The sequence below is a fragment of the Umezawaea sp. genome (assembly GCF_036375055.1).
In the GTDB taxonomy this organism is placed as follows: domain Bacteria; phylum Actinomycetota; class Actinomycetes; order Mycobacteriales; family Pseudonocardiaceae; genus Umezawaea.
In genome coordinates this window covers 38,319-60,926 of record NZ_DASUSQ010000015.1, presented here as the reverse complement: position 1 = coordinate 60,926, position 22,608 = coordinate 38,319, and the positions used below count along the sequence as shown (strand labels likewise).

Below are 22,608 nucleotides of genomic sequence, written 5' to 3'. Positions count from 1 at the left end.
CCAGCTGCTGGTACAGGAACTCGTTACCCGAGCGACGGGCGGGGTCGCCGGTGCACGTCTCGCCGCTGCCCAGCACGGCGAACGAGACGCCCGCGATGTGCAGCAGCTCGGCGACCGCCTGGGTCGTCCTCTTGGCCCGGTCGTCGAACGCACCGGCGCAGCCCACCCAGAACAGCCATTCGACGTCCTCGAGGGACGCGACATCGACACCGACCTGACGCACCTCGAACGGCAAGGCGGCGGCCCAGTCCATCCGTTTCGAGGCGTTCACGCCCCACGGGTTCCCAGACCTCTCCAGGTTCCTGAACAGCCCGTTCAGCTCTGGTGGGAAGTCGGTCTCGATCAGGGTCTGGTGCCGCCGCAGGTCGAGGATGTGGTCGACGTGCTCGATGTCGACGGGGCACTGCTCGACGCACGCGCCGCAGCTCGTGCAGGACCACAGGACCTCGGGGTCGATGACGCCCAGCTCGTCGGGGCCGCCGATCAGGGGCCGCTCGGCCTCGGCGAGCGCCAGGACGTTGATGGACTCCAGGCGCTTCTGGTAGTCGTCGCCGGTGATGCCGACCTCGTCGCCCGCCATGTCCTTGCGGCCGCCGGCGAGCAGGTACGGGGCCTTGGCGTAGGCGTGGTCGCGGAGCTGGGTGATCAGCAGCTTCGGGGACAGCGGCTTGCCGGTGTTCCACGCGGGGCACTGGGACTGGCAGCGGCCGCACTCGGTGCAGGTGCTGAAGTCCAGCAGACCCTTCCAGGTGAAGTCCTCGACCTTGCCGACGCCGAACACGTCGGTGTCGGGGTCGGCCTCCTCCAGGTCGAGGACCTTGCCGCCGCTCATCATCGGGCGCAGCGCGCCCAGCGCCACGCCGCCGTCGTCCTCGCGCTTGAAGTAGATGTTGAAGAACGCGCTGAAGCGGTGCCAGGCGACGCCCATCGTCAGGTTCTTGCCGACGACGACGAGCCAGATCATGCCGGACAGCAGCTTGGTGAACGCCATGATCGAGACCCAGTTGGGCTCGGCGGGCAGCAGGTTCGACAGCGGCGCGGTGACGAAGCTCGACCACAGCGGTGGGTTCTCGAACCCGCTGGCCTGCTTGAACGCCTTCACGCCGAGGATGCCGAGACCCTCGATGACCACGACCGCTTCGACGAAGTAGGCCGACTTGAAGCTCGACCCGGCGAAGCGGGACACGCGGTCGGCGCGCCGGGGGTGGTTGAGCTGGCGGATGACCGCGAGCGCCACGCCGCCGACGACCGTGCCGATGCCGAGCAGCTCGACCAGCAGCAGCCACGGCGCCCAGGTGCCGATGACGGGCCAGTGGAACGCGGGGTCGAACATCTCGCCGTAGGCCTCGAACAGCACGGCGGAGCCGATCAGGAAGCCCCACATCACCATCCAGTGCCAGGGCGCGACGCTGCGCACCTTGGCCATGCGGGTGTGCGCGACGAACTCGACGACCAGCGTCTTCAGGCGCGCGGTGAACGGACCCGTGCGCGTCGGGTCGGGCTGGCCGAGCCGGATGATCCGCACCATCCTGATCGCTCCGGACACGAACACGGCCCAGGCGACGACGCTCACGGCCACGCCGATGACGCCGAGGGTCAACTGCAGGGCTCCCATGTGGTGGCGGCCTTTCTCCAGAAGCACGTGGCTCGGAGATTACGCCTCATTACTCGCCGGTAACCACTTGGGCGTGGCCGGGGTCGCAGAAGTGTATCGATCAACACCCGAACCCGTGGGACGGATGTTCCACAGTTTCGGCCCGAGTGAGAAGCAAGCTGTCACAAACGTGCCGGCCCGGCCCGGCCTCCCCGCGTTGATCTCGCGCGCCCACCACCATCAACGCCGAGGAACCCGACGGCGCGTTCCCGCCCCGAGGCCCTGGAGCCCCCGTGATCACCACCGTCGTGCAGGCCACCCCCGCGGCCACCGCCTCCGGCGCGCGTGCGGCGCCCACTATGGTCGTCGGCCTCATGCTGGTCGGCGGCGTGATCACCATCGAGCCGGGGAGCGCGTCCTGAACGAGCAGGTGGACGGCAGGAGAGCCAGGGGCGAACGCCGCAGGCAGGCCATCCTGGAGGCGACCCTCCGGGTGATCGAGCGCGACGGCGTCGCGGGCGTGAGCCACCGGTCGGTCGCCCGCGAGGCCGGTGTGCCCACCACGTCCACGACCTACTACTTCGCCTCGCTGGACGACCTCCTCATCGCGACCCTGATGTGGTCGGCGGACACGCTCGCCGACGACGTCAGCGACCTGATCGTCCGGCTGGTCAACGCGCCGGACACCGACGTCGAGGAGGTGACCCGGCGGCTCGTCGACATGGTCGGCGCGAACCGCGGCCGCACGATGGCCGAGTACGAGCTGTACCTGCTGGCCGCCCGCCGCCCGGAGCTGCGGCCCGCCGCGCGCCGGTGGCTGGACCTGATCACCGAGGCCGCCCGGCCGTTCGACACGGACCCGGTGGCGTTCCGGGCGTTCCTCGCGGCCGTCGACGGTCTGCTGATGCAGGGCTTGATCGCCGACGAACCACCCGGCGTGGCCGACCTGGAACCGGTTGTGTCTTACCTGATACGTCCGCGACAGCACCTGGATCGCCTCCAGGGCGGGACAATGGGTGAATGAGGTTCGCCGGTCGTGAGTCGTGGCAGGTCGGGCACGGGACCAACCAGGCGGTGAACACCGCCCTGTTCCTGCGCGACACGCTCGCGCTCTCGGTCGACACGGTGCCGGAGCTGCCGGGCCTCGACCCGTCCGTGCCGGTGTTCGTCCCCCGCGGCGTCGACCGCGCCGGCATCACCGAGGAGTGGCTCGGGTGGTGGGCGGACGTCCTGGACCACGCCCGCGCCGAGACGCCCGTCGACGTCCGGTCGATCCCCACCAACGAGGACTCGACGTCCCTGCTGACCCGACCCGCCCTGCGAGCCGCGGTCCGGGCGCTTCGGGAACCCGCAGCGGCCTGGGAGGCGGGCCGCGCGCAGAGCCCCCGGCCGGGGGCTCTGCCCATCGGTGAGGTCGTTCGCGGCGTCGAGGTCCGGCTCGGCAGGCAGGTGCGGCCGTTCCGGCTGGTCATCACGTCGGTGCCGGTCCAGGGCCTGGTGTGGGAGCGGATGACGCCGACCCACGTGATCGCGTCGCAGCGGTACCTGTCGGACCCGGCTGGGTGCGCGCCCGCGTTGCGCGCGGTCGTCGAGGACCTCGCGTGAAGCGGTAGGGATAGCCCCCGTATGGAGCCGGGGGGCCACCCTCGTGTGCGCCGGGGGTCGTGCCCCTAGCGTGGTTCCCATGAGCGGACAGGTCGGCAAGGGGGTAGTGGTGGGGAAGCGAATCGCGTTGTTGGCCGTCGCGGCGGTGGCCACGACGATGAGCCTGTCGTCCTGCGTGAGGATCGCCCAGGAGAGCTCCTCGGACGACTACACGGTGAACGACCAGATCTCCACCGTGCAGATCGACAACGACGGCGGGGACGTGAAGGTCCGCTCCGTCGAGGGCGCGAGCGCCACCACGATCAAGCGAACCCTCCGCTACGGCAAGGCGGCCTCCAAGCCCAGCGGCCCCACGCACCAGGTCAACGGCAGCTCGCTCGTCCTCAACGGCTGCGGCAACGGCTGCGAGGCCTACTACGAGGTGGCCGTGCCGTCGAAGGAGACGACGGTCAAGGGCGAGGTCGGCTCGGGCGACCTCGAGGTGCAGGACCTCGCGTCGGTCGACGTGAACCTCGGCTCCGGCAACGCCACCCTGCGCGGCATCGCGGGGGCGGTGCGCGTCGACAACAGCTCCGGCGACCTCAGCGGCGACAACCTCGCGGGCGGCGTCACGGCCAAGATCGGCTCCGGCAACGTGAAGCTGACCGGTGTCACCGGCGCCGTCACCGTGGTCAACTCCTCCGGCGACATCCGGACCGAGCAGGTCGACGGCGACGTGGACGCGGACGCCAAGTCCGGCAGCGTGGTGGTCGAACTGGCCAAGGCGCACAACGTGAAGGCCAACGCGGGCAGCGGCGACATCACCGTGACGGTGCCGAACGCGGGCTACCGGGTCGCGGTCGACACGAGCAGCGGCGACAAGAAGGTCGGAGTGAAGGACGACCCCTCGGGGCAGTTCGAGCTGAACCTGACCGCGAGCAGCGGCGACATCACGCTCAACGCCGCCTGAGACCGCACGGCCGCCGCGGGTGCTCCGTCACGGGGCACCCGCTGCGGCCATTCGGGTGCACCGAGGTCACGACCTGGCGCGGTACTGGTTTGACCGGCCAGATGTGCCGATCATGGGAGCAGCCGCCGAAGGTGGGTGACGGCCCACGGGCCGCCGCGACACGGGTGAACACGGGGACGTTCCACCTCGCACCTCGGGGTTGTCCGGACCCTTGATCGAGAGGTTTGCCCACGATGCTGAACCCCGACGGCCCTCCCGCGGAGGCGTTCGCCTACCGGTTGGTCAAGCTGCGGGACGAGATCGGGCTGACCTCCGCGCAGCTCGCGGCGATGACCGACTACTCCGAGGCGGACCTGGAGCGCGCCACCAGCGGCCGCGAACTGCCGAGCTGGGAGCTGACCAGCGCCTACATCCGGGCGTGCGGCGACAACCCGGAGCAGTGGCGGCCGTGGTGGGACCACGCGAAGAAGACGGCGGGGCCCGTCGCCGCGGCTCCACCGCCCCCGAGCGGCCTGCGGTTCAGCACGGGCCCCGCGGTGCGCTGGGGCGTGGCCGCCGCGCTCGTCGTGCTGGTGGTGCTGGGGATCGTGCTGTGGCCCGAGTCCGGTGACGGCACCAGCTCGACGCCGCAGGTGGCCACGGCGCTGCCCGCCTGCTCGACGCCCACGGCGAGCCTCACGGTCGCCGCGTCGGTGGACAAGCCCAAGCAGATGGCCGAACTCGCCGCCGCCTACGGGGCGCACGAGGCGAACGGCCAGTGCGTCGAGGTCGACGTGACGTCCGTCGACTCCGGCACCGCCATGGCCGCCCTGGCACGGGGCTGGACCGAGGCCGACGGCCGCAGGCCCGACGTGTGGTCGCCCGCCGCGTCGGAGTGGCTGCCGCTGGCGCAGCAGCGGGCCACGCCGGAGACGAGGTCGCTGTTCCCGGACGGGAAGGCACCCGCGATCATGACCAGCCCGTCGATCATCGCGATGCCCGAGCCGATGGCCCGCGCGCTCGGCTGGCCCGAGGCCGGGATCGGCTGGGAGGACCTGGCCACGTGGGCGGGCGACCCGCACTTCTGGGCGAGCAAGGGCCACCCGGAGTGGGGCGCGTTCAAGCTCGGCAAGACGAACCCGACCTACTCCACGTCCGGCCTCCACGCCACGCTCGGCGCGCTGTTCTCGGCCAACGGCAGCATCCGCGAGGTGCGCCCGGAGGACGTGGACAAGGACGCGGTGGCGCAGCGGATGAAGGCGATCGAGCACTCCGTCGTGCACTACGGCAAGACCACCCTGACGTTCCTGTCGAACATGCGGCAGGCCGACGCGGAGGACGCGCTCTCCTACATCTCGGCGGTGACGATGTCGGAGAACTCCGTGATCGCCTACAACGCCGGGTACACCTGCGGTTCCTACAGCGACGACGAGGGCTGCTCCAAGACCGAGCCTCCCAAGACCAAGCTGGTCGCCGTCTACCCCGAGGAAGGCGTCCTGCACTCCGACCACCCGTTCATCAAGCTGAACGGGCTCGACCGGGCCAAGAGCGCCGTCGCCGACGACTTCCTGTCCTACCTGCACTCCGACGCCGTGCAGCGCCAGTTCGCCGAGTACGGGTTCCGCGACCACCAGCAGAAGCCGATCGACCTCGGCGGGTCCGCCTACGGGTGGCTGCCCGACGCGGAGATCAAACCGCTCGGCACGCCCACCAACGAGGTCGTCGCCAAGGTGCTGGCCAGCTGGGTGAAGCTCCGCAAGCCCACCAACGTGCTGGTGTGCATCGACTCCTCGCTGTCGATGGAGGAGAAGGTGCCCGGCACCGGTGCCACGAAGCTGGAGCTGGTGAAGCCCGCCATGCGGCAGCTCGCCGACGGGTTCACCGACTCCGACCGCGTGGGGCTGTGGAAGTTCTCCTCCGGCATCGGCGAGGGCGGCGCGGACTTCGTGCCGCTGGTGCCGATCGGGCCGATGGACGGCACCCGCAGGCAGGACATCGCGGCGAACATCGACGGGCTGACCGCGGACGGCGCGACGGGTCTGTACGACACGATCGACCGGGCCGTGGAGGTCGTGCGCGGCACCTACGACCCGAACTCGATCAACGCCGTCGTGCTGCTCACCGACGGGGTCAACGACAAGGCCCGCGGCATCCAGGCGCCCACCGAGCTGATCGACGTGATCAGGGGCAAGGACGCGTCGGGCGACAAGCCGGTCCGGGTGTTCACCATCGCCTACGGCAGCGAGCTCGACGCCAACAACAAGGCGGGCGCGGAGGCGCTGGCGACGATCTCGAAGGGGACCGGGGCGAAGAAGTACGACGCCAAGGACCCGACGACCATCACGAACGTGATCATCGACGTCCTGTCGAACTTCTGACCGGGGGGCGTGGCCCGGATCACTCCGATCGGGGAACAACACCGGTGGGTCGACCGTTGGACAGGCAGGAAGGTTGAGCCCGTTGGACTCAAGTCCGGCGGACCTGGCAAACTTGAGCCGGCAACGCTCAACGCAGTACCCACCAGCACGTACCACCAGGAGGAATTCATGGCGCGAGCAGTCGGCATCGACCTGGGGACGACCAACTCCGTCGTCGCGGTCCTGGAGGGCGGCGAGCCGACGGTGATCGCCAACTCCGAGGGTTCCCGCACCACCCCGTCCATCGTGGCCTTCGCGAAGAACGGCGAAGTCCTCGTCGGGCAGCCCGCCAAGAACCAGGCGGTCACCAACGTCGACCGCACCATCCGCTCGGTCAAGCGCCACATCGGCACCGACTGGAAGACCGAGCCGGTCGACGGCAAGGCCTACACGTCGCAGGAGATCTCCGCGCGCGTCCTGATGAAGCTGAAGCGCGACGCCGAGGCGTATCTGGGCGAGGAGATCACCGACGCGGTGATCACCGTGCCCGCGTACTTCGAGGACGCCCAGCGCCAGGCCACCAAGGAAGCGGGCCAGATCGCGGGCCTCAACGTCCTGCGCATCGTCAACGAGCCCACCTCCGCCGCCCTGGCCTACGGCCTGGACAAGGGCGAGAAGGAGCAGACGATCCTCGTCTTCGACCTCGGCGGCGGCACGTTCGACGTGTCCCTGCTGGAGCTGGGCGACGGCGTCGTCGAGGTCAAGGCGACCTCCGGTGACAACCACCTCGGCGGCGACGACTGGGACCAGCGCGTCGTCGACTGGCTGGTCGAGCGCTTCAAGTCCGCGAACGGCATCGACCTGACCAAGGACAAGATGGCGCTCCAGCGGATCCGCGAGGCCGCCGAGAAGGCGAAGATCGAGCTGTCCAGCTCGAACAACGCCAGCATCAACCTGCCCTACATCACGGTCGACTCGGACAAGAACCCGCTGTTCCTGGACGAGACGCTGTCCCGCGCCGAGTTCCAGCGCATCACGAACGACCTGCTGGAGCGCACCCGCGCGCCGTTCAACAACGTGATCAAGGACGCCGGCGTCTCCGTCGGCGACATCGACCACGTCGTGCTCGTGGGTGGTTCCACCCGCATGCCGTCCGTGGCCGAGCTGGTCAAGGAGCTGACCGGTGGCCGCGAGCCCAACAAGGGCGTGAACCCGGACGAGGTCGTCGCCGTCGGCGCCGCGCTCCAGGCCGGTGTCCTCAAGGGCGAGGTCAAGGACGTCCTGCTGCTCGACGTCACCCCGCTGTCCCTGGGCATCGAGACCAAGGGCGGCGTGATGACCAAGCTCATCGAGCGCAACACGACCATCCCGACCAAGCGGTCCGAGATCTTCACGACGGCGGACGACAACCAGCCTTCGGTGCAGATCCAGGTGTTCCAGGGTGAGCGCGACTTCGCCTCGGACAACAAGAAGCTCGGCATGTTCGAGCTGACCGGCCTGCCCCCGGCCCCCCGCGGTCTGCCGCAGATCGAGGTCACCTTCGACATCGACGCGAACGGCATCGTCCACGTCGGCGCCAAGGACCTCGGCACCGGCAAGGAGCAGAAGATGACGATCACCGGCGGCTCCGCGCTGCCGAAGGACGACATCGAGCGCATGGTCAAGGACGCCGAGGCCCACGCCGAGGAGGACAAGCGCCGCCGCGAGGAGGCCGAGGTCCGCAACCAGGCCGAGACCCTCGTCTACCAGACCGAGAAGGTCGTCAAGGAGAACGAGGACAAGCTCCCCGAGGACGTCAAGGAGAAGGTCAAGGCCGCCGTGGCCGAGACCAACGAGGCCCTCAAGGGCACCGACATCTCCGCCGTCCGCTCCGCGGTCGAGAAGCTCGCGACCGAGTCGCAGGCCATCGGCACCGCCCTCTACTCCAACACGGGCGCGGCGGCCCCCGGTGCCGAGGGCGCCGAGGGTGCTCCCGGCGCGGCGGGCGCGGGCACCGGGGCCAAGGGCGCTGACGACGTCGTGGACGCCGAGATCGTCGACGAGGACGAGAAGAAGTGACCCACCCACAGGACGAGCAGCCCGACCTGGTGAACGACCACCACCGCGTCGAGCCGGAAGCCGACGAGGCTGCCGAGCCCGTGCACGGCGAGGTGCTCGACGTCGAGTTCGAAGGCGGCAAGCACGCGGCGCCCGAGGTCCTCTTCGAGGAGGACCCGGCCGCCGAGTACAAGGCGCAGCTCGACGAGCGCACGGCCGACCTCCAGCGGTTGACGGCCGAGTACGCGAACTACCGCAAGCGCGTCGAGCGCGACCGGGAACTCGTCATCAGCAACGCCAAGGCGCAGGTGGCGGGCGAACTCCTGGCCGTCCTGGACGACGTCGAGAGGGCCGCCGCTCACGGCGACCTGACCGGTGCGTTCAAGGCCGTCGCGGACAAGCTCGTCGGCGCGCTCCAGCACACCGGGCTCGAAGCGTTCGGCCACGACGGCGAACCCTTCGACCCGTCGGTGCACGAGGCGGTGCAGCACGGCACGTCCCCGGACGTGGCGGGCCCCACCGTCAGCGCGGTCCTGCGTCGCGGCTACCGCTTCGGCGACCGCGTCCTGCGGCCCGCCCTCGTCGCGGTGACCGACTTCGAGGCCGGGGACGTGTCCGTGCCCGACCAGGCGCAGGACTAGGCACAAGGGGAAGGAGGAGACGTCCGGTGAGTGCTAGGGACTGGATCGAAAAGGACTTCTACCGCGAGCTGGGCGTCTCCTCCGACGCCTCCGCGGACGAGATCAAGCGGGCGTACCGGAAGCTGGCGCGGGAGATGCACCCCGACGCCAACCCCGGCGACGCCAAGGCCGAGGCGCGCTTCAAGGCCGTGTCCGAGGCGAACGGCGTGCTCTCGGACCCGGTCAAGCGCAAGCAGTACGACGAGGCCCGCAGGCTGTACGGCGGCGGAGGTGGTTTCGGCGGGGGCGGTTTCGGCGGCGGTCGCGGCGGCTTCGACGTGAACGACCTGTTCAACCGCGCCGGTGGAGCCGGGGCGCAGCCCGGCGCCGGAGGTCTCGGCGACCTGCTCGGCGGCCTGTTCAACCGCCGCGGCGGCGCCGGGTCCTCGGCCACCCGGCCGCGGCGCGGCGAGGACGTCGAGACCGACGTCCGCATCGACTTCACCGAGGCGGTCAAGGGCGCGACGGTGCCCATGCGCCTGTCCAGCCCGGCCGCCTGCGGCACCTGCAACGGGTCCGGCGCGCGGCCCGGCACCGTTCCGCACACCTGCGTCAACTGCGGTGGCGCGGGCCTGGTCACCCGCAGCCAGGGCGCGTTCGCGTTCAGCGAGCCGTGCCCCGACTGCCGGGGCACCGGCCGCATCATCGACGACCCGTGCCCCGAGTGCGGCGGCGAGGGCGTGAGCACCAAGACCCGCACGCTGACCATCAGGATCCCCGCGGGGGTCGACGACGGCCAGCGCATCCGCCTCGCGGGCCAGGGTGAACCGGGCCGCAACAACGGCCCCACCGGCGACCTGTTCGTGCGGGTCCACGTGAACCCGCACCCGTTCTTCGGCCGCTCCGGCAACGACCTCACGCTGGACGTGCCGGTGACGTTCGCCGAACTCGCCCTGGGCACGACGTTGACGGTGCCCACCCTCGAAGGCAAGGTGACCTTCAAGGTGCCCGCGGGCACCGCCAGCGGCCGCATCCTCCGGGCCAAGGGCAAGGGCATCGAGAAGCGCGACGGCAAGACCGGCGACCTGCTGGTCAAGCTGCTGGTCACCGTGCCGAACAACATGGACGCCCAGGCCAGGGAAGCCCTGGAGGCCTACGCCGCCGCCACCGCGCAGCACGACCCGCGGGCGGAGCTGAACGCACTGCTGGAGAGCAAGGGGAGGTCGGCGTGAACACCCCCGGTTTTCCCTTCCCGCCGGGCACGGACGAGGACACCCCGTTCTTCGTCATCTCGGTGGCGGCCCAGCTCTCCGGCCTGCACGCCCAGACCCTCCGCAGCTACGACCGGCTCGGCCTCGTGTCGCCGGGCCGGACGTCCGGCGGCGGCAGGCGGTACTCGATGCGCGACATCGTGCTGCTCCGCGAGGTCCAGCGCCTCTCCCAGGAGGACGGCGTCAACCTCGCGGGCATCAAGCGGATCATCGAACTGGAGAACGAGGTCGACGCCCTCCGCAACCGCCTGTCCGAACTGACCCAGGAGCTGGCGAACGCCCTGGCAGCGGCCGACCACGCCGCCGCGTCGGTCCACAAGACCTACCGCCGCGACCTCGTGCCGCTGCGCCACGAGACGGCGCTCGTGGTCTGGAAGCCCCAGCCCCGCAAGTGATCCGAGGCGTTCCGGCCGCTGCGCCGGGACCTCGTCGTCGACCACCGGGCTTTCTTCGTCGACAGGCGCCGCGGTGCCCTCCGCAGGTCGCCCTCACGGCCCCTGCTCACCGTCGTGATCGGTAGGTCGGCGGCCGGTGGTGGCGGGCCCGCTGGATGATCGGTCGAACCCGCCCTCGGAGGTTTCCACGGCCCCGCTAACCCCTGGGAATCGTGAAATTAGTTCACGGAACAACCCTCGGCCACACCCGTCGAACCCGCCCGTCGGCGACTCCGAGTAACACTCGATCTTGAGCAAGCCTCGACTTCCGACGGGGGATCCCCCCGAATTCCACTCTACCCACGAGGTCTGACAGTCTCGGGCTTTCGGTCACTGAAAACCCTTGCTGACCAGCGGCGACGCATTTTCCGAATTCGGCGTCGCACAAAAATGTCGGTGCCGATTGGTAGCGTTGAAATCAGGGTTCCCCCTGGGTGGGGTACGCCTTTGTCGAGGTGGACGAAGTGCGTGAAAGAAGTGGGATGAGCGCGGTCGGTGGACTTGTCGACAATTCAAGACTGTCGGACCACCGCGCTACCCTGTGAATCGGGGGCCCGTCATTCCGGGTGACCCCGTTCCGGTGCTGGGGTCGGCTTGACTCGCCCGAGTCAAGCCGACCGCGCGTGCTCGTGGTGCGGCCGCTCGTGGCCCCAGTGGTTCTCGCCGTCACCACGCGCTCCGGGTGCGGGCGGGCAGCCGGAGCGTCGAACGAACGCGAACCCGTCAGTCCAGGGTGAACGGGTCGTACTTGATGCGGTCCAGCGGTGTCCCCGCGACGAGCATGCGGGAGACGGTCGAGCGGATCATCGCGGGCGAGCCGCAGACGAGGACGTCGCGGTCCTCCCAGGCGCCGTAGCGGGTGACCACGTCGGCCAGCGTGCCCTGTTCGACGCCCCTGGCGCCGGGGTCCGACTCCAGCACCGGCACGACGGTCAGCCACGGGTTGGTCATGGCGATCCGCTGGAGGTTGTCCAGGTCGTACAGGTCCTCGCGGGTGCGACCGCCGACGAACAGGTGGACGCGGGGGTTCTCGCCCCACTGGGCCATTTCGTCGATGATCGCGTGCATCGGCGCGACGCCGGTGCCGCCCGCGACCATCAGGATGTCCTGCTTGGACGTCCGGTCGACACCGAGCCTGCCCATGGGCGGCCCGAGGCGCCACACATCGCCCGGCTGGGTGTGGCCGACGACGGAGCGGCTGACCCAGCCACCCTCCACCGATCTGATGTGGAACTCGATCGTGCCGTCCTCGCGCGGGGCGTTGGCGGGTGAGAAGTACCGCCACAGCCTGCCGCGCTGGGGTGTTTCGACGCTCAGGTACTGGCCCGCCCGGTAGGGCAGCGGGTGGTCGGGCTGGAGCCGCACGACGGCGAGGTCCCAGCTCACGCGCTGGTGCTCCAGCACCGTGGCGCGCCAGAAGGCCGGGCCGTCGTCGGCCGCCGCCGCTTCCTGCATGGACCGGGCCATGATCGTGTACGCCTCGGCCCACGCCATCTCGACCGCGGGGGTCCAGGCGGTGCCTGCGTACTTCTTCACGGCGGCCAGCAGCGCGGTGCCGACGGACTCGTAGTGGATCGACACGACACCGAACTTGCGGTGGTCACGACCCAGCTGGCGGAGGAACGGGATGAGGTCGTCCGGGCGGTCCACCATCTGCACGGTGTGCACGAGGGCGCGCAGCAGGCGGCTGCGCTGCACCTCCATGTTGGCCGGGAACATCTCGCGGGTGGAGGGCGAGAGGCTGAAGAGCATGCCGTAGAAGAACTTGGCGACTTCTTCGGCGCGCGGCTCCACCACCGCGAAGCTCTCCCGGATCATGCGCACCATCGCGGTGACGCCGGGAGGTGGTTCGCGGTGTGGCGGAGTAGGGATGGGACTAAGTACGGCGTTCGCTGTCATGATCCGGGCGCAGTCTCCACGTTCTTAGAGGCGCCAGCAAGGCGCACCGTCCACGTCAAGCATCCAACCCCGACGCGACGACATTAACCCTTCATCTGGCTGGTTGACTCCTTGATGCCACCTTTGAGTGCAGCTTGGTTACATAGCGTCGCACGAATACCGGCCAACGGTGGAACATTCTCCTTGGTGTGTACCTTGATCGCCCCTTGTCTCGCACCCGCCGACGTGCGTCGCCCGGTGTAGTCACCCGGCGTCCCGCCGGGGTCGGCCTCCTGAGACCCGGATTCCTCCTGTCGGGTGGTCCTCCACGTCACAGTCGAGAAGGTTGTATTGGACAACTATCTGGGCATATAGTTGTCATTGACAACTAATGAGGTGATGGACATGGGTCCGACCAGGGAGAGCTGCGTCGACGTCCTCCGAGGGCTGCACGCGGTGTTCCAGCTCAAGCACGTGATCACCACGAGGGTGTGGGAGGAGAGGGACCTCCACCCGGCGGCCGTCGGCCTGCTCGCCGAGCTGGCCCGCCGCGGCGAGTCCCGCGTGTCGGAGCTGGCGCAGGTGCACCTGGTCGACCCGTCCGTGGTGAGCAGGCAGGTCGCGCAGCTGGAGAAGGCGGGCCTGGTCGAACGCCGCGCCTGCCGGTCCGACGGCCGCGCCCAGCTCATCACCGCCACCTCCCGCGGCCTCGAAACCCTCGACGGCTGGCGCGAGGCCCAGGTCACCCTCGTCCAGGAGGCGCTCGCCGACTGGACCGAAGAAGACGTCCACGAGTTCGTGCGCCAGTTCGGCTTGTTCACCGACGACCTGCGTGCTCACCTGCTGGTCCCGGAGGCTGTTCGATGACAGACGCGACACCCATGACCCACCGCAAGATCCTGGAGGCCCTGTCCGGGATCCTGCTCGCGCTGCTGGTGGCGATCCTCAGCTCCACGATCGTCGCCAACGCGCTCCCGACGATCCTGGCCGACCTCAAGGGCAACCAGACCCAGTACACGTGGGTCATCACCTCGACCCTGCTGGCGTCGACGGCCACGACCCCGATCTGGGGCAAGCTGGCCGACCTGTTCAGCAAGAAGCTGCTGTTCCAGATCGCGATCACCATCTTCACGATCGGCTCGGTGCTCTCCGGGTTCGCCCAGGACATGGAGCAGCTCATCGGGTTCCGCGTCGTCCAGGGCCTCGGCATGGGCGGCGTGCAGGCCCTCGCGCAGGTCATCATCGGCGCGATGGTCAGCCCCCGCGAACGCGGTCGCTACAGCGGCTACACCGGCGCGGTCATGGCTGCGGCCACGGTCGGCGGCCCGCTGGTCGGCGGGTTCATCGTCGACACGCCGGGGCTCGGCTGGCGCTGGACGTTCTTCATCACCGTCCCGCTGGCGGTGCTGGCGCTCGGCGTGCTGGCGAAGACGTTGAAGCTGCCCACGGTCCGCAAGGACGTGAAGATCGACTACGCGGGCGCGTTCCTGATCACCGGTGGCGTCAGCCTGGTGCTGATGTGGGTGTCGTTCGCGGGCAGGGACTTCGGCTGGATCTCCCCGGAGACGCTCGCCTACCTCGCCGGTGCGGCGGCGGCGCTCGTGGCCGCCTACTTCGTGGAGCGCCGGGCCAGCTCGCCGGTCGTGCCGCTGCGGCTGTTCAAGCACCGCACGCTCTCGCTCGCCGTGCTCGGCAGCGTCGCCGTCGGCACCTCGATGTTCGGCGCCTCGGTGTTCCTCGGCCAGTACTTCCAGCTCTCCCGCGGCTTCTCGCCGACGAAGGCGGGCCTGCTCACGCTGCCGCTGGTGGCGGGGCTGACGATCGCGTCGACCATCTCCGGCCAGCTGATCTCGAAGTACGGGAAGTGGAAGAACTTCCTGGTGTCCGGCGCGGTCGTCCTGGTCGTCGGGCTCGGGCTGCTCGGCACGATCGACCACGAGACCAACCTGGTGCTGATGGGCGCCTACATGCTGCTGACCGGTGTCGGCCTCGGGCTGACGATGCAGAACCTGGTGCTGGCGGTCCAGAACGACGTCTCGATGGCGGACCTCGGCGCGGCCAGCTCCACGGTCACGTTCTTCCGCTCGCTCGGCGGCACGGCCGGTGTCGCGGTGCTCGGCTCGGTGCTCGCGAGCCAGGTCAGCACGAAGATCGCCGCCGGTCTGCCGCCCGGCACGCCCGCGGGCACGGGTGGCGGCACGCTGGACCTCGTCCACCTGCCCGGCCCGATCCAGGCGCTGGTGCGCGGGGCCTACGGCGACGCGATGGCGACGCTGTTCCTGATCGCGGCCGTCGCGGCCGTCGTCACGGTCGTCGCGGTCGTGATGATCAAGGAGGTGCCCCTGCGGACCTCGATGGACATCCCCCAGCCCGTGGTCGGCTCACCGACGGGTGAGGCACCTGTCCACCTGCCTGTGGATGCCGACCTGCGGAATGTGGATAACTCCACCCCCGGTGTGGACAACTCGCTACTACATGTGGGTGATCGGAGGTAGGGAGAGGCCAAGATGTGCCCTCCGCCGCGCGGCGCTCGCGGCGGAGGGCCTTTCGCGTCCTCAGGGCTTGGCGGCCTTCTCGGCGGCGCTGCGCTCGACGCAGAACTCGTTGCCCTCGGGATCGGCGAGCACGACCCAGCCGCGGCCGTCTGGCTTGCGCTGGTCGTCCACCAGGGTCGCGCCGATGCCGAGCAGGCGGTCGACCTCCTGGTCCCGCGTGGTGTCCGGCTGGAGGTCGAGGTGCACCCGGTTCCTGGCGGACGCCTTCTCGTCGGGCACGGTCACGAACAGCAGGATCGGGCCGCTCGGGGGCAGGACGGAGGCTTCGGGGTCGCCGGGGAAGTCGTCGTCGGCCAGCGGGTAGCCGGTCACCTTGGACCAGAACGTCGCCAGTTCGAACGGGTCGGTGCTGCTGAAGGTGATGTGCTGCGGTTTCGCGCTCATGGTCCGATCTTCCCCAAGGGCGTGGTCGAGACCACAGCGATTATTCAAGTTGAGCGGAACCGACTCAACTTTGCTGACGTTGTGCATGATGGGAGCGCGTGCGGAAGGCTGGCGCGCACATCTGCGATGGGGTGAGGAATGGACGCTTTCAACCCGACCACGAAGACCCAGCAGGCGGTCTCGGCCGCGGTGCAGGCCGCGACGGTGGCGGGGAACCCGGACGTGGGTCCCGTGCACCTGCTCGGCGCGCTGCTGGCTCAGGGTGACGGGCTGACCGCACCGCTGCTGGCCGCGGTGGGCGCGGACCCCGGTGTGGTGCGCAAGGAGCTGGACCAGGTGGCCCGAGCGCTGCCCGCCGCGAGCGGCTCCTCGATGTCCGCCCCGCAGTTCTCCCGCGAGGCCGTGCGCGTGCTCGCCAAGGCGCAGGAGCTCGCGACCGAGATGGGCGACGAGTACGTCTCCACCGAGCACCTGCTGGTCGGCATCGCCCAGCACGGCGGCCAGGTGGCCGACCTGCTGCGCCGCCACGGTGCGACGCCGGACGCGCTGCGCGAGGCGTTCTCCAGGGTGCGCGGCTCGGCGCGGGTCACCAGCCCGGACCCCGAGGGCACCTACCAGGCGCTGGAGAAGTACGGCGTCGACCTGACCGAACGCGCCCGCAAGGGCGAGCTGGACCCGGTGATCGGCCGCGACCCGGAGATCCGCCGGGTCGTGCAGGTGCTGTCCCGGCGCACCAAGAACAACCCGGTGCTGATCGGCGAGCCCGGCGTCGGCAAGACCGCCATCGTCGAGGGCCTCGCCCAGCGCGTGGTCGCCGGTGACGTGCCGGAGTCGTTGCGCGGCAAGCGGGTCGTGGCGCTGGACCTCGGCTCGATGGTCGCGGGCGCGAAGTTCCGCGGCGAGTTCGAGGAGCGGCTGAAGGCCGTGCTCAAGGAGATCACCGACTCCGCGGGCCAGGTCATCACGTTCATCGACGAGCTGCACACGATCGTCGGCGCAGGCGCCACGGGCGAGAGCGCGATGGACGCGGGCAACATGATCAAGCCGATGCTGGCCCGCGGCGAGCTGCGGATGGTCGGCGCGACCACGCTGGACGAGTACCGCAAGTACGTCGAGAAGGACCCCGCGCTGGAGCGCCGGTTCCAGCAGGTGCTGGTCGGCGAGCCGAGCGTGGAGGACACGGTCGGCATCCTGCGCGGCCTCAAGGAGCGCTACGAGGTCCACCACGGCGTCCGGATCACCGACACCGCGCTGGTGGCCGCCGCGACCCTCTCCGACCGCTACATCACCTCCCGGTTCCTGCCGGACAAGGCGATCGACCTGGTCGACGAGGCCGCGTCCCGGCTGCGCATGGAGATCGACTCGCGGCCGGTCGAGGTCGACGAGGTCGAACGGGCCGTGCGCCGCCTGGAGATCGAGGAGATGGCGCTCTCGAAGGAGTCCGACCCGGCTTCGGTGGAGCGGCTGGCGGCGCTGCGCGCCGAACTGGCCGAGAAGCGCGAGGCGCTGGCGGGCCTGACCGCGCGCTGGCAGAACGAGAAGGGCTCCATCGACAAGGTCCGCGACCTCAAGGAGCAGTTGGAGCAGCTGCGCGGCGAGTCGGAGCGCGCCGAGCGCGACGGCGACCTCGGCCGGGCCGCCGAGCTGCGGTACGGCCGCATCCCGGCGCTGGAGAAGGACCTCGACGCGGCGACGAAGTCGACCGAGCAGGCCTCCGCGATGCTCAAGGAGGAGGTCGGCCCCGACGACGTCGCGGACGTGGTCAGCGCGTGGACCGGCATCCCCGCGGGCAGGCTGCTGGAGGGCGAGACGGCCAAGCTGCTGCGCATGGAGGACGAGCTGACCCGCCGGGTCGTCGGCCAGGTCGAGGCGGTGCGGGTCGTGTCCGACGCCGTCCGCCGCACCCGCGCGGGCGTCGCGGACCCGGACCGGCCCACCGGGTCGTTCCTGTTCCTCGGCCCGACCGGTGTCGGCAAGACCGAGCTGGCCAAGGCGCTGGCGGAGTTCCTGTTCGACGACGAGCGGGCGATGACCCGCATCGACATGAGCGAGTACTCCGAGAAGCACTCGGTGGCCAGGCTCGTCGGTGCTCCTCCCGGTTACGTGGGCTACGACCAGGGCGGTCAGCTCACCGAGTCGGTGCGCCGCAGGCCGTACTCGGTCGTGCTGCTCGACGAGGTGGAGAAGGCGCACCCGGACGTGTTCGACGTGCTGCTCCAGGTGTTGGACGACGGTCGGTTGACCGACGGTCAAGGTCGGACGGTCGACTTCCGGAACACGATCCTGGTGCTGACGTCGAACCTCGGGTCGCACGCCATCGCGGACGCGAACCTGGACGAGCGGCAGCGCAACGACGCCGTGATGTCGGTGGTGCGCAAGCACTTCAAGCCGGAGTTCCTGAACCGGTTGGACGACGTGGTGGTGTTCCACGCTCTGGCCACGGAGGAGCTGACGTCCATTGTGGACATCCAGGTCCGCAAGCTGGCGCAGCGGCTGGGGCAGCGGCGGTTGACCCTGGACGTGACGCCGTCCGCGCGGGACTGGTTGGCGTTGAACGGGTTCGACCCGGTGTACGGGGCCAGGCCGCTGCGGCGGTTGATCCAGTCGGCCATCGGGGACCAGCTGGCCAAGGAGTTGTTGTCCGGGGAGGTTCGCGACGGGGACGCCGTGCGGGTGGACGTCCTGGACGACAACTCCGGGTTGATCGTGGGGCGTGGATGAGACCCCGGCCCCCGTCCCGGTTCGCCGGGGCGGGGGCCGAATCCTGTGCTTGCGGGTGTTCTCTTACGCTCGTTAGGTCGTATCGGTCGGGTAACGACCTGGTCCGGCCCGTCCCCGCGCCCACCGTCGCCGCGGGCGATCGTTCGCGTGGAAAGCCGGTGGTGGGGCGCACCCGTGCGAGGTAACGGGTTGATCTGTTCGTGGGAACCACGCCGTTGGTGATCTTCGTAATGCTCGGCGGGACCGCTACCCTCGCACTGTGGGAATACCTGCCTGGGTCTGGTTCACCGTCTGCGCGGTGGCGGGAGTAGCCGGTTTCGCGCTGCTCGCGACCGATCGGGCGCAGCGCACCGCGCGCAACCGCGAGCGGCGGCGGTGGGCCGCGTTGCGCGGCTGGCAGTTCGAGGAGACCGACCACGTGCTCCCCACGCGGTGGGAGAGCGGGGCCATCGCCTACTACGGCACCGGCATCGCCAGGGACGTGGTGGCCGGGTCCACCTTCACCGCCGACGGTCGGCGGCAGGTGTACGTGCTGGACCACGAGACCAACGGCAAGGTCAACTCGGTTCTCGTCGGGGTGCGCTGTCGGCGCCCGTTGTCCGTGGTCATCGAGCTGTGGCTGCCCAGCGTGCCGTTCCAGCGCGACCAGATGCCCGACCTGCTCGGGCCGGTCGGGTCCCGCTACGCGTTCGTCACGGAGCTGGCCGCGGCCCGCAAGCTGATCACCCCCGACCTGGTCGACGCCGCCGAGGAGATCGGCGCGGACGTCACCGTGGTCTGGTTCGAGGGCGACTGGGTCATGGCGGCGGCGCCGCCGAACTCCAGCCCGGCGCGGTTGGAGCGCCTGCTGCGCGACGTGGGCGAGCTGGCCGACGTGGTCGACCCGTTCGACGCCGAGCAGGACGCCGAGAGCGGCGGCGAGGTCTACCGGCCGTCGTTCGGCCGCAAGCCGGCCAGCTAGGGCCGACCCGCTAGCGTTCCGACCCATGCCCACCGCACTGGTCACCGGGGCGACCGCAGGCATCGGAGCCGCGTTCGCCCGTCGTCTCGCCGCCGAGGGCCACGACCTCGTGCTCGTCGCCAGGACCACCTCGCGCCTCGACGAGCTGGCCGAACGGCTGACCGCGCGCCACGGCGTCGCCGTCGAGGTGCTCACCGCGGACCTGTCCGACGCGAAGCAGCGGACCGCGGTGGAGGAGCGGCTCACCGACCCCGCGCGGCCCGTCGACCTGCTCGTCAACAACGCCGGGTACAGCAGCGCGGGCGGCTTCACGGACACCGACGTCGACCGGCTCCAGGCGCAGCTCGACGTGAACGTGACGAGCGTCCTGCGGTTCACCAGGGCGGTCGTGCCCGGCATGGTCGAGCGCGGGCGGGGCGGCGTGGTGAACGTGGCCAGCGTCGCGAGCTTCCTGCCCGGCAGCGGCACGACCTACAACGCCGAGAAGTCGTACGTGGCGGTGTTCTCCGAGGCCGTGTCGATGGCGGTCGAGGAGGCGGGGTCGCCGGTGAGGGTGATCGCCCTGTGCCCCGGCTTCACGCGCACCGAGTTCCACGAGCGCGCCGAGATCGACATGAGCACCACCCCGGGGTTCCTCTGGCTCGACGCGGACCGCGTGGTGCACGACTGCCTCGCCGACCTGCGCGGGGGCAAGCCCGTGTCGGTCCCCGGCCTCCAGTACAAGGCCATCGTGGTGGGGAGCAAGCTCATCCCCAGGGCGCTGCTGCGCAAGGCCTCGGCGCGGTTCGCGAGCCGCCGGGGCAGGACCTCGTCGCGCTGATCCCGGTGGGTGTGCAAAGGTTGGGACCCGTGCGAACCGAAGTGGTCCTTGACGCCGGTGCCAAAGCTGAACTGGCCCGGTTGGTGAGTGAGTTGGCCGTCGTGCACGGCAGGGTGACGCTGTCCTCGGGGCGTGAGGCGGACTACTACATCGACCTCCGGCGGGCGACGCTGCACCACGCCGCCGCCCCGCTGATCGGCAGGCTGCTGCGGCAGCTCACCTCGGACTGGGACTACGTCGCCGCGGGCGGACTGACGCTCGGCGCCGACCCCGTCGCGACCGCGATGATGCACGCCGCGGCGGCCTCCGGTGACGTGCTGGACGCGTTCGTCGTCCGCAAGGAGGCCAAGAAGCACGGGATGCAGCGGCGGATCGAGGGCATCGAGGTCACCGGCCAGCGCGTGCTGGCCGTGGAGGACACGACCACGACCGGCAACAGCCCGCTGACCGCCGTCGAGGCGCTCCGCGAGGCGGGCGCGACCGTTGTCGGCGTGGCCACCGTCGTGGACCGCGGCACCGGCGCGAAGGAGATCATCGAGGCCAGGGGGCTGCCCTACCGCTACCTCCTGGACCTGGCCGACCTCGGTCTGGGCTGATGACCGGGCTGGTCCTCCTCCTCGTGATCCTGGCCATCCTGGGGGCCGGGGTCGCGGTGGGGCTGTCCCGTCGCAAGCGCAACCCGTTCACGAACCAGCAGTTCGTGTCGGAGTGGGAACAGCGGATGCGTGCGGTCGAGGCGAGCCTCGGCTGGAGGTTCGTCGCGGAGGACCAGGGCTTCCAGGAACGCGTGCCGCACGTCGGCCGGATGCTCGAAGCCGACCGCAGCCGGGTGAAGTTCCAGCTCGTGGGCCAGTGGCGCGGCGTGCCCGTGCTCGCCGTCGAGGTCGTGCTGCGCACGGACAACGTGGTGACGCACGAGTTCCGCACCTACTCCGCCGTCGTCGTGCCCCGGCCGATGCCGGGGCCGTGGGTGCTGATCAGCCCGCGCGAGGACAGCGTGTGGGGGATCTTCGAGCAGTTCACGCTCACCGGCGACCCGGTGTTCGACCAGCGCTACGAGGTGCGCCGGGCCAACCCGGCGTTCGCGACGGCCCTGCTCGGCTCCGGTCTGACGCAGGCGCTGCTGCACGACCCGCGCGCGGCGGGGGTGGCGCTCGCGTTCGACGAGCACGCACTCGCCGCCGTCGTGCCCGGCCACCTGGTGCAGGCGCCGCTGGGTCATCTGGCGGACCTGCTGCTCGATCTGGGGGGCCGGGTGCCGTGGCAGGCGCTACCACGCGGGTGAACCGCGCGTTTATCCCGAGCGCTGGGTGGAATCCCCGTTCTACATTGGAACGGGGAGGTGGACGTGGTCTCTCAAGCGCTGGCCGAGTTGGTCATGGTTGTGCACTTCGCCGTCCTGGTGTTCCTCGTCGTGGGCGGCTTCCTGGCCTGGCACTGGCGCGGGGTCATCTACCCGCACCTGGCCATGGCGACGTGGGGGCTCCTGGTCGTCGCGTTCCCGCTGAACTGCCCGCTGACGGCGGCGGAGAACTTCTTCCGCGTTCGCGCGGGGCAGCCGGAGCTGGTGGAGGGCTTCATCGACCACTACATCGACGGGGTCGTCTACCCGCAGGCGGCGGCGGGTGCCGTGCAACTGCTGGTGGCGGTCCTCGTGGTCGGGTCGTGGACCGGGTACTGCCTGCGGTGGCGCGGTGAGCGCCACGCGGGATCGCGCCACGTCGGCGCCCACTGAGCAGACCGTCCTGCTGGAGGGCTTCCACGCGGTGAAGCACGCGTTGCGCTTCGGCGCGCCCGTGGAACCCCTCGTGACGCTGAGCCGGTCCGCGCTGCTGGGCCTCGCGGAGTCGCACGCCCCCGACCTGCTGACGCGGCTCGACCACGCCCGCGAGGTCGACCGGGCGGAGTTCACCGCGCTCGTCGGCCGCCCCCACCCGACCGGGGTCGCCGGGTTCGCCCAGCGGCCCGCCGTCGACGTCGCCCGCCTGGTCGAGGACCGCGCGACCCCGCTCGTCCTGCTCGACAACCCGCGCAACCTCGGCAACCTCGGCGCGGTCGTCCGGGTCGCCGCCGGGCTGGGCGCGGGCGGTGTGCTGTCGATCGGCGACGTGGACCCGTGGCACCCGAACGTCCTGCGCGGCAGCGCCGGGCTGCACTTCGCGCTGCCCGTGGGCCGGATCGACGTGGTCGACGGCGTCGAGGGGCCGGTGTTCGCGCTGGACGCGGACGGCTCGGACATCGCGGACGTGCGGATCCCGTCGAACGCCGTGCTGGCGTTCGGGTCCGAGCGGCACGGGCTGTCCGACGCGGTGCGCGAGCGGGCCGACCACCTGGTGTCGCTGCCGATGCGCCCTCTGGTGTCCAGCTACAACCTGACCACGTCGGTGGCGATGGCGCTGTACCACTGGTCTCTCCTCCAGCGCGCGTCTTGACCGGTCAAGAG

At 70.3% G+C, this 22,608-nt stretch carries 21 protein-coding genes; 18 read left to right on the top strand and 3 right to left on the bottom strand.

Translation table 11 applies throughout. The features are described 5' to 3' along the window. The coding region (locus VFZ92_RS05485) for a (Fe-S)-binding protein (protein WP_330874656.1) at positions 1 to 1,615 on the bottom strand (1,615 nt) is incomplete at its 3' end. Between the two features lie 272 nt (positions 1,616 to 1,887). Here VFZ92_RS05485 and VFZ92_RS05480 point away from each other — a divergent pair. The 9 genes from VFZ92_RS05480 to VFZ92_RS05440 all read left to right on the top strand — a co-directional run bounded on the left by VFZ92_RS05480 (position 1,888) and on the right by VFZ92_RS05440 (position 10,807). After that, complete coding sequence (locus VFZ92_RS05480) at positions 1,888 to 2,016, top strand: hypothetical protein (RefSeq protein ID WP_330874668.1); 129 nt, start codon at positions 1,888 to 1,890, stop codon at positions 2,014 to 2,016. After that, on the top strand, positions 2,013 to 2,618 hold the full coding sequence (locus tag VFZ92_RS05475; RefSeq protein ID WP_330874667.1) for a TetR/AcrR family transcriptional regulator: 606 nt from the start codon (positions 2,013 to 2,015) through the stop codon (positions 2,616 to 2,618). The genes VFZ92_RS05480 and VFZ92_RS05475 overlap by 4 nt, the downstream gene beginning before the upstream one ends. Next, positions 2,615 to 3,199: a hypothetical protein gene (locus tag VFZ92_RS05470; protein ID WP_330874655.1), complete on the top strand. Its 585-nt coding sequence runs from the start codon at positions 2,615 to 2,617 to the stop codon at positions 3,197 to 3,199. The genes VFZ92_RS05475 and VFZ92_RS05470 overlap by 4 nt, the downstream gene beginning before the upstream one ends. Positions 3,200 to 3,278: 79 nt before the next feature. Further along, entirely contained in the window at positions 3,279 to 4,148 is an 870-nt protein-coding gene (locus tag VFZ92_RS05465) for a DUF4097 family beta strand repeat-containing protein (RefSeq protein ID WP_330874653.1), read from the top strand. A 233-nt stretch (positions 4,149 to 4,381) separates the two neighbouring features. Then, entirely contained in the window at positions 4,382 to 6,505 is a 2,124-nt protein-coding gene (locus tag VFZ92_RS05460; RefSeq protein ID WP_330874651.1) for a substrate-binding and VWA domain-containing protein, read from the top strand. Positions 6,506 to 6,673: 168 nt separating this feature from the next. Beyond that, positions 6,674 to 8,542 (top strand): molecular chaperone DnaK, encoded by a 1,869-nt coding sequence (dnaK, locus tag VFZ92_RS05455; protein ID WP_330874649.1) that lies wholly within the window; start codon positions 6,674 to 6,676, stop codon positions 8,540 to 8,542. Further along, on the top strand, positions 8,539 to 9,162 hold the full coding sequence (gene grpE / locus VFZ92_RS05450; RefSeq protein WP_330874647.1) for a nucleotide exchange factor GrpE: 624 nt from the start codon (positions 8,539 to 8,541) through the stop codon (positions 9,160 to 9,162). The genes dnaK and grpE overlap by 4 nt, the downstream gene beginning before the upstream one ends. Before the next feature lie 26 nt (positions 9,163 to 9,188). Further along, entirely contained in the window at positions 9,189 to 10,373 is a 1,185-nt protein-coding gene (gene dnaJ, locus VFZ92_RS05445; RefSeq protein WP_330874646.1) for a molecular chaperone DnaJ, read from the top strand. Next, a complete protein-coding gene (locus tag VFZ92_RS05440) occupies positions 10,370 to 10,807 on the top strand; it encodes a heat shock protein transcriptional repressor HspR (protein ID WP_330874644.1) in 438 nt (145 codons plus the stop codon). The genes dnaJ and VFZ92_RS05440 overlap by 4 nt, the downstream gene beginning before the upstream one ends. A gap of 762 nt (positions 10,808 to 11,569) precedes the next feature. Here the strand turns inward: VFZ92_RS05440 and VFZ92_RS05435 are convergent. Then, a complete protein-coding gene (locus tag VFZ92_RS05435; RefSeq protein ID WP_330874643.1) occupies positions 11,570 to 12,673 on the bottom strand; it encodes an FAD-binding oxidoreductase in 1,104 nt (367 codons plus the stop codon). Between the two features lie 456 nt (positions 12,674 to 13,129). Here VFZ92_RS05435 and VFZ92_RS05430 point away from each other — a divergent pair, with 456 nt between their 5' ends. Both VFZ92_RS05430 and VFZ92_RS05425 read left to right on the top strand, forming a co-directional pair. Continuing rightward, positions 13,130 to 13,591 (top strand): MarR family winged helix-turn-helix transcriptional regulator, encoded by a 462-nt coding sequence (locus VFZ92_RS05430; RefSeq protein WP_330874642.1) that lies wholly within the window; start codon positions 13,130 to 13,132, stop codon positions 13,589 to 13,591. Beyond that, positions 13,588 to 15,219 carry an MDR family MFS transporter gene (locus VFZ92_RS05425; protein WP_330874641.1) on the top strand — a complete coding sequence of 544 codons (1,632 nt, stop codon included), beginning with the start codon at positions 13,588 to 13,590 and terminating at the stop codon, positions 15,217 to 15,219. The genes VFZ92_RS05430 and VFZ92_RS05425 overlap by 4 nt, the downstream gene beginning before the upstream one ends. Positions 15,220 to 15,279: 60 nt before the next feature. Here VFZ92_RS05425 and VFZ92_RS05420 read toward each other — a convergent pair whose 3' ends face one another. Further along, positions 15,280 to 15,663, bottom strand: a complete 384-nt coding sequence (locus VFZ92_RS05420) for a VOC family protein (RefSeq protein ID WP_330874639.1) — start codon at positions 15,661 to 15,663, stop codon at positions 15,280 to 15,282. Between the two features lie 138 nt (positions 15,664 to 15,801). On the opposite strand from VFZ92_RS05420, the gene clpB reads away from it, so the two are divergent. From clpB to VFZ92_RS05385, 7 genes are all read left to right on the top strand, one after another. Then, entirely contained in the window at positions 15,802 to 18,384 is a 2,583-nt protein-coding gene (gene clpB / locus VFZ92_RS05415; protein ID WP_330874637.1) for an ATP-dependent chaperone ClpB, read from the top strand. A gap of 259 nt (positions 18,385 to 18,643) precedes the next feature. Continuing rightward, a complete protein-coding gene (locus tag VFZ92_RS05410) occupies positions 18,644 to 19,345 on the top strand; it encodes a hypothetical protein (protein ID WP_330874636.1) in 702 nt (233 codons plus the stop codon). Between the two features lie 25 nt (positions 19,346 to 19,370). After that, positions 19,371 to 20,165 (top strand): SDR family oxidoreductase, encoded by a 795-nt coding sequence (locus VFZ92_RS05405; protein WP_330874634.1) that lies wholly within the window; start codon positions 19,371 to 19,373, stop codon positions 20,163 to 20,165. A 41-nt stretch (positions 20,166 to 20,206) separates the two neighbouring features. Continuing rightward, entirely contained in the window at positions 20,207 to 20,761 is a 555-nt protein-coding gene (gene pyrE / locus VFZ92_RS05400) for an orotate phosphoribosyltransferase (protein ID WP_330874666.1), read from the top strand. Next, a complete protein-coding gene (locus VFZ92_RS05395) occupies positions 20,761 to 21,450 on the top strand; it encodes a hypothetical protein (protein WP_330874633.1) in 690 nt (229 codons plus the stop codon). Before pyrE ends, VFZ92_RS05395 begins: the two co-directional genes overlap by 1 nt. 63 nt (positions 21,451 to 21,513) lie before the next feature. Continuing rightward, positions 21,514 to 21,900 carry a DUF2784 domain-containing protein gene (locus VFZ92_RS05390; protein WP_330874631.1) on the top strand — a complete coding sequence of 129 codons (387 nt, stop codon included), beginning with the start codon at positions 21,514 to 21,516 and terminating at the stop codon, positions 21,898 to 21,900. Continuing rightward, positions 21,860 to 22,597, top strand: a complete 738-nt coding sequence (locus VFZ92_RS05385) for an RNA methyltransferase (RefSeq protein ID WP_330874629.1) — start codon at positions 21,860 to 21,862, stop codon at positions 22,595 to 22,597. Before VFZ92_RS05390 ends, VFZ92_RS05385 begins: the two co-directional genes overlap by 41 nt. Positions 22,598 to 22,608: the final 11 nt, after the last annotated feature.